Annotated in this window: 4 protein-coding genes; 3 read left to right on the top strand and 1 reads right to left on the bottom strand. The window is 65.0% G+C overall.

All coding sequences use genetic code 11. From position 1 onward, the window contains the following. Positions 1–68 precede the first annotated feature (68 nt). Positions 69–1841, bottom strand: a complete 1773-nt coding sequence (locus tag H2510_RS12715; RefSeq protein WP_186628677.1) for a DUF4012 domain-containing protein — start codon at positions 1839–1841, stop codon at positions 69–71. Between the two features lie 367 nt (positions 1842–2208). On the opposite strand from H2510_RS12715, the gene H2510_RS12720 reads away from it, so the two are divergent. The 3 genes from H2510_RS12720 to H2510_RS12730 all read left to right on the top strand — a co-directional run bounded on the left by H2510_RS12720 (position 2209) and on the right by H2510_RS12730 (position 14499). Beyond that, complete coding sequence (locus tag H2510_RS12720; protein ID WP_315901373.1) at positions 2209–2706, top strand: sugar transferase; 498 nt, start codon at positions 2209–2211, stop codon at positions 2704–2706. 255 nt (positions 2707–2961) lie between these two features. Then, complete coding sequence (locus H2510_RS12725; protein ID WP_315901356.1) at positions 2962–12846, top strand: non-ribosomal peptide synthetase; 9885 nt, start codon at positions 2962–2964, stop codon at positions 12844–12846. A gap of 147 nt (positions 12847–12993) precedes the next feature. Then, positions 12994–14499 carry a polysaccharide biosynthesis tyrosine autokinase gene (locus H2510_RS12730; protein WP_186628679.1) on the top strand — a complete coding sequence of 502 codons (1506 nt, stop codon included), beginning with the start codon at positions 12994–12996 and terminating at the stop codon, positions 14497–14499. Positions 14500–14504: the final 5 nt, after the last annotated feature.

Here is a 14504-nt window from a genome sequence, read left to right on the forward strand (position 1 = left end):
CGATGGGGTGACCATCGGCCGGCATAGCCCGCGCAATCTACAGATCCGGGGCCGTCAGTGCTCCACCATCAGCATTGGGGAAGATCGATGCTGATAGTAGGAGTGTCCACCAACGGCTGGACCGGAACCGTAGCTTCACCGGAAACCGAAGGCTCCTCCAGTTCCCAAGTGACAGTAGAGGATTCACCGGGCGGAATCGTGACGTACGCAGCCTGGACGGGCCGACCCAGCTCGGTACCCTTCTGGACCGAGAAGGCGTTGACACCGTCGACCTTCATGCCCGTGATCTTGGCGCCCTGTGTTCCGTACAGGTAGGCGATCGACTCGTTGGTGCCGTACGGGACACCGGGCTGGAAGGTGCTGGCCACGTACTGGGTCAGGCCGTCCGAGTTCACGGTGTTGGTCAGTGTCGCGGTCACCGTCGACTTACGGGTCGGGCCGGTGCAGGATTCCGCGGTGTACGAGATATCGCGGGTCAGGTAGTAGTCGAGCTTGTTTCCGCCTGCGTTGTTGACGATCACGTTGGCATACGGTGCAGGATCGTCCGGGATCGCATGGCCGACCTTCGTCCCCGCCAGGACTTCCTGCTCGGCGGTGTCTGCGCTCCACACCGAGATGCGTCCCTCACTGCCTGCCCGGCCGACCGCGTCGAGCAACTTGCGGGTCGGAGCGACGCCCGTCGTCATCTTCGACACGACAGCCTGCGAGATTTCCTGCAGGTAGTTCTTGCGGGCGAGCTGATCCTCGCCGAACCGAGCGTATGCAGTGGACAACGTCACCTCGACCACGTTGTCACCGGAAATGACTTCGCCGTCGGTGAGCGTGACCGGGCCGGTCGCATCGAGGATGTAGCCGAGTGCGACTGGGTCGGTAGCGATGGCGCCGTCGAGTTTTTCACCGGTCTGCTCGGCCCACATCGAAGACCAGATCTGGCCCGCGTACGGAAAGTGCGGGCTCGCATTGGAATTGCGGAAGTCGGTCGTGGTGTTACGCGGACCCCACAGTGCGGTGTACTCGGGGCCGAGATCGATCGGCTGCTCCGCGAACTCCAGCTCACGATTACTGCCGAGGGTATCGACCCGGGCAGTTCCGTTGTCGGCGCGCACAATTCCGAATCCACCGAGTAGGCCACCCGTGCCGCGTGCCTCGGCGTTGGTCTGGAAGGCCAGGAAGTAGGAGCGGGGACCGTTGGCGCCCATCATGGAAGGAACGATGCGGCTCGCCGTGTAGGTATTGGTCAGCAACCCCGACACATCGTGGGTCTGATTCTCGAGCTGCACACGGGCGTCGTCGACGACACCGAGATAAGCGGGTGCCTCGATTGCCTGAGCCTGCGCGTAGAGATCCTGGGCCGCGGCGGATGTCTCCGCGAGGATCGGCTCCGCCTCGGTGAGCGACTGCAAGTTCACTCGGCCGCCACCCTCGATCACGTTGTCGGGGGAAATACTTGCGCTCGCCTGCGCCGCGGGCTCGAGAACATCGACCGCGAGACCCTTCACCACATCGGTGATCTCGACGATCGTCTCGAGGGGACTGCCGAAGAACGGAATAGCTGCAGCGATCGTGAACGGCAGCGAAGACGCCGCGTTCTGCGCCTTGTCCGCGGACTCGCTCGCCTCGGCGGCAGCGGCCTGCGCCCCCGACACATCGCCGTCGAGCAAGGCGTTCTTGGCGGAGGTCGCGGCGTCCCGCGTCGTCTCCAAATTGGACTTCGCCGTCAATGCCTCGTACGCCAGCCACGCGAGGAAGGCGAGAACGACGACCAGAACGATGCCGACACCCAACAGGACGGGGCGCTTGTTCTTGCGCGACGGCGGGCGGGTGTCGGTGCCAGAGGTCATGTCGACGGGGCTCCTGTTGCTTGGGATGATTCGGGTGAAGGGCGCAGGTATTGCCGAAAGAAGATATTCACGTCCGTGGGAAGACTAGTGCGTCGACGTCGGCAGCGGGCATTGAGGTAGTGGGTAATTCGTTTGAATGATTGTCGGTGTCGGCAATTAATACGATCGTGTAATGAACCGACTCGAGTGCTCCGAAATTGTAACGTGATGGTTGGTTACTCGCGATAACAAACTGTCGGTCTCGGGGAGGCCGTCTCGTTCGGAGAAGGGAGTCGGGAGAGTGATCCGCTGTAGTTCGGGAGGGTCCGGTTCGGATCCCCTGATACCACAACAGGGCGGATCGGTGGCGCCCACGCGGCTCGATCCGGTGCAATCTGCGACCAAAGTCATATTCGACAGGGCTGTGGCCGCCACAATCCTGGTAGTGCTGGCGCCGGTGTTCCTCGGATGCATGATCCTGACCAGTGGCGCCGAGGGTGAGCCCACGTTCGCGTCCACGACGAGGATCGGTCGTCGGGGCGTCCGTTTTCAGCTCCTGAGCTTCAAGATGCCTCCTGAGCAGCGGCTGGGCGTACTGCTTTCAAAGCTGGGCATGGATCATCTGCCCGAACTGATCAACGTTCTTCGGGGTGACATGAGCATGGTCGGGCCGCGACCCGCCGCGGATCGGCCCGGCATTGCCGAAGTGGAGGTACCCGTCGACTGCCGTCCAGGAATCACCGGCCTCTGGGCGCTCGAGCCCCGCGCGGACATCTCCGGACCGGAAGCGGCGATGCTCGATCGCCGCTATGTGGACTCTTGGTCGCTCGCCCGCGACATCCGCATCCTCTACCGGACAGTCGTCGCAGTACGGTACGGCCCCTGAACGTCTGGAAATATTCAGGGAAATAACCAGAAACAAGCGGAATGTCGCTTTTCAATATGACTCACCTAGTTTTCGCCGAAATGCACTGTGTCCGCAACGGTTAATATCACGGAAGTCGCATTGCATAAGTAGAGCAAATACCTCCGGTCCACTAGTTTGTAATTGGGCGCTACTGATCGACGTTGCTTCAGCAACGTTCTTCCGGAGTGAAGATTGTGCCGCCGGCGCAAAGAACTGTGAGGAGGGGTAGCAGAAGTGTCGTCAGTGGAAGGTGCCCCCAGCGGGATCGACTCGTTCCCGCTGTCGCCCGCACAGCTCAATATCTACTTCGCCCAGAAGCTGGCGCCGGGGGTTGCGTTCACCATCGCCCAGTTCGTCGAGATCCGTGGCGAGATCGACCCCGCCACGTTGATCCGGGCTGCCGACATCGCGTGCCGCGAGCTCGAATCGCCTGGCGTGCGCTTGGGTGAGGACGACGGGCAGCCGTATCAATGGGTCGACGTCAACGTTCCTTACGCCATGATCTTCCGCGATCTTCGGCACGAGAGCGACCCCGTCGGCTACGCCCTCCGCTACATGGACGAGCAGTACAGAAAGCCCGTCGACTTGGTCCGCGATCAGCTGATCGCCTCGGAGATCATGCAGGTCGGCGACGCACATTACTTCTGGTACAGCCGAGCTCACCACGTCGTCATGGACGGCTTGGGGGCAATCTCGGTTCAGAAGCGCACCGCCGCGGTGTACACGGCGCTGCTGACCGGCGCCGAGATTCCGAAGACCCGCAGCGTCCGTGTCCGGGCGATCTACGACTACGAAACCGCCTACGTCGGTTCCACGCGCTACGAAGCCGACCGCGAATACTGGGTCGGCCGCATCGACGGGCACGCCGATGCGCCACGTCTTGCAGGCACCTCGCATTCCGGTGCGTCGGTGCCCAGCGCCGTCTCGATCAGCGTCGGTGCAGTGCTCGACGACGAGCTCACCGACGCAATGGCCGCGCTCGCCCAGCGCTACAACTCTTCCGACGTCCCGGTCGTGCTCGCGACGTTCGCGCTGTACCTCGCGCGGATGACCGGCACCGACGACGTCATGCTCAGCCTCCCCGTCTCGGGCCGAGCGACCACCAAACTGCGCGACTCCTCCGGGATGATGTCCAACATCGTGCCGCTGCGCATCGGCGTCGACCCGGACGTCACCATCGAGGAACTACTGCGCCGCATCCAGGTCGAGCTCACCGGCGCGCTGCGGCATCAGCGGTTCCGCGTCGAGGACATGCAGCGTGAAACCGACGGCGGGTTCGAGGGCAGTACGTCCGCCGGCCGCGGAGCTTTCGGTCCGACCGTGAACATCATGATGTACGACAGCACAATCAGGCTCGGCGACGTCATCGGCGAATACCGCGTGCTCTCCAGTGGTCCGATCGACGACATGATGGTCAACGTCTACCCAGGGGTCGCCGGCGCCAGCACCCGCGTCGACTTCCTCGGTAACCCCGCGATCTACAGCACCGAGGAACTGAGCACGCACCATCAGCGGTTCCTCGAGCTGCTGCGTACCGTTCTCGCGGCACCGGACGGGTTGCCGCTCGCGGACTTGACCGTGCTCTCGCGCGCCGAAGAGAAAGCCCTGCTCGCAGTGGACTCGCAGGGTCCAAAGCCTGTTCTGCTGCCCGAGTTGCTCCGGGAGTCCGCCGTTGTCCGCTACGCCGGGCAGGAGCTCACTGGCGTCGAATTCATCTCTCGTGCAGGGCATATCGCGGAACAGCTTTCGCCTTTCCTTACCTCACCCGAGACGCGGATCGCGATCGCGCTGGACCGCTCGATGCACTCCGTGCTGGCGCTGTGGTCCGTATCGGTAGCGGGCGCATCGTTCGTGCCCGTCGACCCACATGATCCGACCGACCGCCTGACCTCCATGCTCGGTGCCATCGCAGTGCGCGTCGGCATCACCGAACGCGCACTGCTCGGCACGCTTCCCGGCACAGTCGAGTGGCTGGCCATCGAAGACCTTCTCGACGCCGAACCCCTGCCCTTTCAGGCTCACCAGGTTCACCTCGACAACGAGGCCTACGTCATCCACACCTCCGGTTCGACCGGAAAACCCAAGGCCGTCAGCGTCGCTCACCGCGGGCTCGCGCAACTCGCAACAGCCGTCGTCGATCGGTACTCGGTCTCACCGGACTCGCGGGTACTGCACCTGGCGTCACCGGTGTTCGACGCGTCCATTCAGGAAATCCTGGGCGCCTTCGCGGCCGGTGCCACTCTGGTCATCGCACCCGCCGACGTGTACGCGGGCCCTGCGCTTGCCGATCTCCTGGCCGAAGAACGCATCACGCACCTCATCACCTCTCCGACCGTCCTCGCGACGCTCGATCCGCTGGACGTCAAAGGCCTCGAGGTATTCGACGTGGGCGGTGAAGCATGCCCGCCCGCGCTCCGAGACCGGTTCGCCGATGCAGGCCCCGACATGCTCGACGCCTACGGCCCGACCGAGGCAACCGTCCTCGCGACACTCTCCGCACCCATGGCCGTCGGGCAACGGATCACCATCGGTGGCCCGCTGCCCGGAGTCCGCGCACTCGTACTCGACAGCCGATTGCGCCCCGTCCCGTACGGCGGCATCGGCGAGCTCTATCTCGGCGGTGACTCACTCGCGAGAGGATACGACGGGCAACCCGGCGTCACCGCGAGCCGTTTCGTGGCAGATCCAGCTGCGCCCGGTCGAAGGCTCTATCGCACAGGAGATCTGGTGCGATGGTCGATTTCCGGTACGGCACTCGAATACCTGGGCCGCGCCGATCAGCAGCTCCAACTGCACGGCCGCCGCGTCGAACTCGGGGAAATCGAGTCGGTCGCATTGCAACTGGCGGGTGTCGACGCCGTTGCCGTCGACGTTCGTGAGGACCACCTCGTCGCGTACGTCGTCGGTGAGACTGCAGACTTGGGTGCGCACCTGCGCGGCGCGCTCCCGTCGTGGATGGTTCCGGACCGCATCGTCGAACTCGATGCGCTACCCCTGTCGGTGAGCGGCAAGCTCGACCGCCGGGCACTACCCGACCCGGCACCGACAGCGATCACCGAATACGTTGCCCCGCAAACCGATACCGAACGCGCCGTCGCCGCGGTGTTCGCCGAGGTACTGGACGTACCGATCGTCGGTCGCACCCACTCGTTCTTCGAGCTCGGTGGCGACTCCCTGAGCGCCACGCGAGTGGTGGCCAGGCTCGGCTCGGCGGTCACGCTGCCCGTCCTGTTCGACGCACCGACCGTCGCCGCGATCGCGGTTGCCATCGATTCGGCTGTCGATCAGCGAGATTCGCTCGATTTGCTCGACACCGTGATGCCCGAGCGGGTGCCGCTGTCCTACTCGCAGCAGCGGATGTGGTTCCTCAACCAGTTCGATTCGGCTTCGCCCGCATACAACATGCCGGTGGCCGTGCAGTTGCCTTCGGGTGGAGACTCGAGCCTCGTCATCGCTGCGCTGCGTGATGTGCTCGAACGCCACGAGTCGCTGCGCACCTACTTTCCTGACGACGGCAACGGCCCACAACAGGTAGTGCTGCCCACGGCAGGTGTTCTGCCCGAGATCCGCACCAGCGAAGTAGGACCCGGCGAACTCGACGACGCGATCGCCGAACTGGCGTCGAAGGGTTTCGACGTCGCTGCCGAAGTCCCCATCCGCGCGTCGCTACTCGCAGTCTCCTCGCATGAGGGTTCGCCCGAGGCCACGGTCGTCGTCATCGTCATGCATCACATCTCGGTCGACGGGTGGTCGATCGATCCTCTCGTCCGCGACTTCACCGTCGCCTACGCTGCACGCACCGCGGGGCATGCCCCCACGTGGCCGCGCCTGCAAGCCCAGTACAGCCAGTACGCGGTGTGGAACAGAGCTGTCGTCGACGCCGCCGCCGAAGACCAATTGCGCTATTGGACAACCGCACTCGATGCTCTGGATCGGCCCAGCGCGGGGCTGCCGACCGATCGTCCGCGCCCGGCAGTGCAGTCGATGCAGACGGCAGGCGTCCCCGTCGCGATCGGCACCGAAGTTCACGCCCAGATTCGTTCTCTCGCGCTCGGTGAGAACGCGACGACGTTCATGGTCGTCCATGCCGCACTGGCACTGACTCTGAGTCGCTTCAGCGATTGCGACCGCACCGTCCTGGGGTCACCCTCGGCCGGCCGCGGGCACGCAGCGCTCGACGACATGGTCGGAATGTTCGTCGGCACCGTGCCATTGGCGGTCGAGGTGGACCGCGACGGCACCTTCACCGAACTTCTCGAGAGCGTGCGGCACGCAGATCTCGACGCGTTCGCGCACTCCGACCTGCCGTTCGAGCGGATCGTCGACGCACTGAGTACCGATCGATCCCTCGACCGCCACCCACTGTTTCAAGTGATGCTGGCATTCGACAATGCTCACCACCAGTCGATCGAGGACCTCCCGGTCACTGTGTTGCCCATCTCCACCGACACCTCCGAATTCGACCTCAACGTCGTCGTCACCGAAACGGCCGACGGTATCGCGGGCGACATCGAATACGCTGTCGATTTGTACGACCGGGCGACCGTCGAACGCTTCGCCGCAGCATTCGTCAGCATCCTCGAAGCAGTCGTGGCGAACCCCTCCGTCGTGGTGGGAGATATCGAACTCGCCTCTCTGCCTGCACAAACCGAGCACAGTGCGACGGGAACTCTGCTGGACTTGCTGGCAATCGAGACGGCTGACCAGATTGCACTGGACGGTGAATCGGCGCTGACCTACCGGGAACTGGACAGCCGATCCAACCGGATGGCGCGCCTGCTGATCGACCGCGGCGCCGCACCCGAGACCACCGTGGCGCTCTCGCTCGCACGGTCCGCGGAGTACATCGTGGCCCTGTGGGCAGTGGTGAAGTCCGGCGCCGCGTTTCTGCCGGTCGATCCGAGCTACCCGGCGCTGCGACGCGAGCAGATCCTCACCGGCACCCACCTGGGCTTCGGCGGTGTCGAAGAGGGTGTGCTGTGGCTCGATGAATCGGCCGCCGAGAATTTCGACGACAGCCCACTGGTCGACGCCGACCGCGCCGCGACGCTACTCCCTGCCCACCCCGCCTACGTCATCCATACCTCGGGATCCACCGGGACACCGAAGCCGGTGACGGTGACGCATGAGGCCGTGTATGCCCTTGCACAGCAAGTAGTTTCACGCTACGACGTCACCACGTCCTCGCGGGTGCTGCACGGGTACTCGACAAACTTCGACGCCGCCGTGCTGGAACTGGTGCTGGCCTTCGGAGCAGGCGCCACCATGGTCATCGCACCCACCGAGATACTCGACGGGGACGAGATGGCCCGGTTCCTCACTGCCCACTCCGTCACCCACTACCTGTCCACACCCGCCGTGCTCGCCACCGTCCCCCCGGTTGCCGGTGTCACCACCGTGGCCGTCGGCGGAGACGTACTCGGAAGCGCAGTGGTCGACGCCTGGGCACCCGGACGGCGAATGCTCAACGCGTACGGCCCTTCCGAGGCCACCGTCGTCGCCACGCTGACCGACCCACTCGACGCCGGAGACTGCATCACCATCGGCACACCGCTGCCGCACGTGTACGCACTCGTGCTCGACACTCGCCTACGGCCGGTCCCGGTCGGTGGCGTCGGCGAGCTGTACCTCGGTGGCATCTCGATTGCGCGCGGCTACCGTGCCCACGCCGCGCTGACCGCGGAACGCTTCGTCGCAGGCCCCGGTGGCCAGCGGCTCTATCGGACCGGCGATCTCGTACGCCGCCAAGAGTCCGGCATCCTCGACTACCTCGGCCGCGGCGACTCCCAAGTCCAATTGCGCGGGGTACGCGTCGAACTCGGCGACGTCGAATCCGCCCTCACCGCACATCCTTCGGTCCAGGGCGCCGTCGCCGACGTCCGCGACGGCCGAATCATCGCCTGGGTCGTCGGAGCCGAGGAACGCGAACTCACGCCCTGGCTGCTGGAACGGCTTCCGCTGTCGATGGTGCCCGCGGTCATCGTTACGGTCGATCGCATCCCCGTCACCGCCAACGGCAAGGTCGACCTCTCCGCGCTGGTCGCGCCTGCCCCGGTAGCCGGAGACCTCTCGGCAGCCCGAACGCTCGCCGAGGAAGTCATCCTCGGAATCTTCGCCGACGCCCTCGACGTCGTCGATCCGTCCGCGGACGCCAACTTCTTCGTGCTCGGCGGTGATTCGCTGAGTGCCACGCGCGCAACCTCACGCATCGGCGCCGCGTTGGGCACCCACGTTCCGGTTCGGACACTGTTCGAAGCGCCGAACGCCCGCGCCCTCGCTGCGGCGATCGACATGCTGTCGGAGGCCTACGTCAGCCCGCCCGCGCTCGTGCATCGGGCGCAGGCCCGTGATCACGGCGCCCTGTCTCCCGCCGAGCGACGCGTGTGGTTGCAGAACCGGTTCGACCCCAGCTCTGCCGCCTACAACATCGCGTTCGCATTGCCGCTACCCGCGGACACCGACCTCGAGGTTCTGCGGGCCGCGATCATCGACGTGCTCGAGCGCCACCTCCCGCTGCGCACCGTCTACCCGTCCACCCCGGACGGCCCGGTCGCCATGCTGCTCGACGCCGAGATCGTCGTCTCCTCGATCGACGATCGCCACGCCGATGCGAAACTGCTTGCCGAAACCGGATTCGACCTGACCGTCGAACCACCCGTACGGCTCAACGTAGTACACAGCAGCGGTGAGGTGTCGTTGGTGGTCGTCGCCCATCACATCGCCGTCGACGGGCTCTCGCTCGCCCCGCTCGCACGCGACGTCTCCGCCGCCCTGACGGCCAGACAGGCCGGCGTAAAACCCGAGTTCGCGCCGCTGACAGTCGATTACGCCGACTACCGCCTCTGGCAGCAGGACGTGCTGGACTCGGTCGCAGCCGAGCAGCTCACCTACTGGCGGCACACCCTTGCCGGACTACCGGACTACCTCGAGCTGCCGACCGGCACCCCGAACTCTTTCGAGAACGCGGCACCCATCGCGTTCGAACTCGACGCTGTCACGCTCGCAGACCTCCGCGGCCTCGCGAACCGTGTGGGCGCAACACTGTTCGTGGTGATCCACGCTGCCTTGGCCGCCGTGCTCGCCGAAGCCAGCGGCACCGCCGACATCGCCATCGGCACCCCGGTATCGGGACGCTCCGAACCCGCACTCGACGACCTGGTCGGCATGTTCGTCGGCACCATCGTGCTCCGGACCGACGTGGCACCGAACAAGACGTTCGAGCAGTTCGTCACCGACGTCCGCGACCGCGACCTCGACGCATTCGCGCACTCGGCCGTCCCCTTCGACTGGGTCGTCGAGGCCGTGGAACCGACCAGAGCCATCGACTCGCACCCGCTGTTCCAGGTCCTCCTCGCCGTCGGTGCGCTGGAGATCCCGACCTTCGAACTCGGCACCGGTGAAGTATCGCCGCAGCGAATCGACATCTCCGAGAACCAGTTCGACCTCGAAGTCGTCATCGAGCACACCGTCGACGGATTGCGCGGACAACTCGGCTACTCCGGCGACCGCTTCGAACGCTCCGTGGTCCTCGCCCTCGCCGAACGGTTGGAGTCGGTACTCCGACTCGTCGCGGCACGACCGGACATCGAACTCGGCAGCCTCGACTTCCTCGCCGCCCGCCCCGACGTCGTCTCGCACACCGACGGTACCGAAGACCACTACACCCTCGGCACCCTCGTGCGCCGAGCCGCCGAGACCTGGCCGGACGCAACAGCCGTCGTCGACGGAGGCGAATCGCTGACGTACGCCGAACTGGACCGTCGCTCGAATGTGTTGATGGACAACATTCTCGCCGAAGGTGCGGGGCCGGGAACTCTGGTTGCCGTCGCGCTGCCACGGTCCGCCGATCTCGTAGCGGCACTGTGGGCCGTCGCCAAGAGCGGTGCCGGCTACCTGCCGATCGACCCGAACCATCCGGCCGCGCGCATCGAGGAAATCCTCGAACACGCCCAGCCCGTCACCGGCATCACCAGAGCGTCCCTCGCTCCCGTCGGAGGACGATGGGTGACGGTCGACGGCCTGGCGAGTTCCCCCGAACCGGCCCTGCTTCGCTCGTATTTCGAAGACACCGCGTACCTCGACGACACCGCGTACGTCATCTACACCTCGGGTTCGACGGGCGCCCCCAAGGGCGTGCGGGTGACACACCGGGGAATCGCGGATCTGGTGCAGAGCCAACGCGATACGTTCGGAGTCGAGACCGAATCTCGGGTACTGCAGTTCGCGTCGCCAGGTTTCGACGCCTCGATCTTCGAAATGCTCCTCGCCTTCGGCGTCGGCGCTGCCGTGGTCGTTGTGCCTGCGGAGGTCTACGCCGGCCGTGAACTCGAAACGTTCATCACCAGCGAAGCCGTCACCCATGTGTGCCTGACCCCGACCGTCCTGCAGATCACCGACCCGGCGGCCACACCGACCGTCGACGTCGTCATCATGGCCGGCGAAGCAGCCAATACCGAACTGGTGCAACGCTGGTCGCACAGCAGCACCGTGTTCAACGCATACGGACCGACCGAGGCCACGGTCATGGGAACCTGCACGCCCGCACTGAATCACCTCGCCGCGGTGACCATCGGCGGACCGGTGCGCGGATTCGACGTCGTCGTCCTCGATGCACGGTTGCGGCCCGTACCGGACAACGTAGTGGGGGAGCTGTACCTCGGTGGCCCAGGGCTGGCCGAAGGGTACCTGTCCCAGCCCGGGCTCACCGCCAGCCGATTCGTGCCGAACATGCTGGGCGACAAAGGAACACGCCTCTACCGAACCGGCGACCTCGTCCGGTGGGTGGAGCACCGGAACGCACGCGAACTCGAATACCTCGGACGCGTCGACTCGCAGGTCAAGATCCGCGGCCATCGCGTCGAACTCGCGGAGGTGGAAGCGGCACTGCTGCGGCATCCCGACGTCGAACAGGCCTGCGTCCTCGGGCACGATCACTCGCTGGCGGCATACATCGCCGGTGACACCGATGCCGGCGCAGTCCGTGAATTCCTCACACGCACCATCCCCGCCTACATGGTTCCCAGTTCGGTCACCGTCGTGGACACCCTCCCGATGTCGATCTCCGGAAAGGTCGACGCGCGAGCACTACCCGAGCCCACGCTCGCGACCGTCGTGCATCTCGCGCCATCGACGCCGCTGGAGTGGAGCGTACGGGCGTCGTTCGCGGAAGTTCTCGAGATCGACGCCGACCGTATCGGCGTCGACGACAACTTCTTCGACCTCGGCGGACACTCACTGTCGGTGGTGCGCGTGATGGACAACCTCGGCGACGAACTCGGACGTCCGGTTCCCGTCAGCTGGCTGTTGACGCACCCGACAGCGGCGTCGTTGGCAGCAAAGCTGGACGGACTCGGCGACGCAGGCGACGACGTCTTCGATGTCGTACTGCCACTGCGGGTCGAGGGCGAACGAGAGCCACTGTTCTGCATCCACCCCGCCATCGGCATCGCGTGGAGCTACCTGTCCCTGCTCTCGGTCACCGACCGACCGCTCTACGGACTCCAGGTTCCCGGCATCGCCAGCGGTGAAGCCTCGCCTGCCTCGATCGACGCGTTCGCGGCCCGATACGTGCGGGAGATCCGCGCAGTTCAGCCCACCGGGCCCTACCACCTGCTCGGGTGGTCGCTCGGTGGAGTGATCGCGCATGCCGTCGCGACCGTCCTGCAGAGCTCGGGGGAGGACGTCGCGCTACTCGCACTGCTCGACCCGCAGCTGAGCGTGCCTACCGACGTCCCTGCCGACGCCGTCGACTTCGGTGTCGAAGATCTGGCGCGCCAACTGGGAGTCACCGGGTCCTCGTTCGAGGATATCGTGACGCAGTTGCGTTACACACGAAGCGAACTCGGATTCCTTACCAGCGACCATCTCCGCAGAATGTATGCCCCGGTAGTGGCAGCTCCGCGGTGGGTGGCAGCACACCGACCCCGAATATACGACGGTGACGTCGTGTACTTTGCGGCCCGTGGATCACACGGTTCGCAGCAATGGGAACAGTACGTCGGCGGCCATCTCTCGGTCGTCCGCATCGATGCTGAACACGAAGACCTGCTGGGTGAAGCAAGCGCCCACACCATAGGCCGAGCAATCGGCACCACCTCGGTCGCGGAAGGCGTGGCGTGACGAACCGATCCAGCACTGTCAAGAAGCTCGACGTCGTGCAATTCACTCTTGCGCCGGAAGTGGTGCCAGAACGAACCGAGTGAGCCTGCGTACCAAGACATCAAGCCATAAAATTTAAAGCTCGACCGAAATTATTAGGGAGCCCAAGTGGAAATCCAGGACTACCTCCAGATCCTGCGAACGCGGTGGATGATCATCGTCGTCACCGTTGCCGTCGCCATCCTGGGCGCACTAGCGGCCTCACTTCTCACCACGCCGACTTACCAGTCGTGCAGTCGAGTCTTCGTCTCCACCTCCGGTGGGTCGACAGTGGGCGAAAGCTACCAGGGCAACCTCTTCGCGCAGCAGCGCGTCGCGTCCTACTCCGAACTCGTCACCGGTGAGACGTTGGCCGCCCGCACTATCGACGAACTCGGCTTGAACATCACCCCCGCCGAATTGGCCGCTAACGTCACCGCGACGTCCACGCCGGACACCGTTCTGCTCGACACCTGCGTAGTCGACACCAACCCCGGAACCGCACGCGACATCGCGAACTCGCTCGGCACCCAGCTGACCACCCTCGTCCGTGAGCTCGAAACTCCCGAAGACGGCGGTGCGCCTGCCTCGAGCGTCCGAGTGGTCGAGCAAGCTCAGGAATCTGCTTCACCGGTCAGCCCGAAGACGACCCGCAACCTTGCCCTCGGAGCCGCAGTGGGTCTGCTCCTCGGTATCGCGCTTGCAGTCCTTCGCGACCGGCTCGACAACACCATCAAGACTCGCAAGAAGCTCGAAGCTGCCGCCAACACAGCACTTGTCGGCACCATCCCCTACGACAAGGCATTCAAAGAATCCTCGATCGTCTCCTTCGGGGCAACACACTCCGTGAGCGCCGAAGGCTTCCGTGAACTGCGTACCAACCTGCAGTTCCTCGAAGTCGATCATCCGCCGCGCGTCATCGTCGTCACCAGTGCGGTACCCGCCGAGGGCAAGACGACCGTCGCGGTCAACCTCGCACTCGCGCTCGCCGAAGCCGGCCACCGCGTCGTCCTCGTCGAAGGCGATCTACGACGCCCCCGCGTGTCGAAGTACCTCGGGCTCATCGGCTCGGTCGGCCTGTCCACTGTTCTTGCCGGGCAAGCAGACATCACCGATGTCCTCCAGCCCAGCAGCTACGAAGGACTCGACGTTCTCGCATCGGGACCGTTGCCGCCGAACCCGTCGGAACTGCTCGGATCGGAAGCTTCACGTCGCGTCATCGAAGAACTGCGTTCACGCTTCGACTACGTGATCATCGACGGTGCACCACTACTGCCGGTCACCGACTCGGCACTGCTCACCACCCACAGTGACGGCGCGCTGATCGTCGCACGCTTCGGTCACACCAGCGAAAGCGAAGTGTCCCGGGCAGTCGGCAATCTCGAGACCATCGGCGCCCACGTACTCGGCGCAGTCTTCACGATGATGCCCCTCACCCGCAAGGGTGGCGACGGCTACTCGTACTACTACGAGACCGACGAGACCATCGCACGCCAGACGCCGAGCCCAGTCACCCCGGGAACGGTCTCTGCGCAGTGGTCGCCGCCCCAAGGACCAGGTGTGCCCGTCTCGACGCAGAAGGCCGAGTTCTCGGCTCCCTCCACCGTCACTTCGGGCCGGCGGCACCGAGAATGAGACGT

The organism is Rhodococcus sp. BP22 (assembly GCF_014281965.1).
In the GTDB taxonomy this organism is placed as follows: domain Bacteria; phylum Actinomycetota; class Actinomycetes; order Mycobacteriales; family Mycobacteriaceae; genus Rhodococcoides.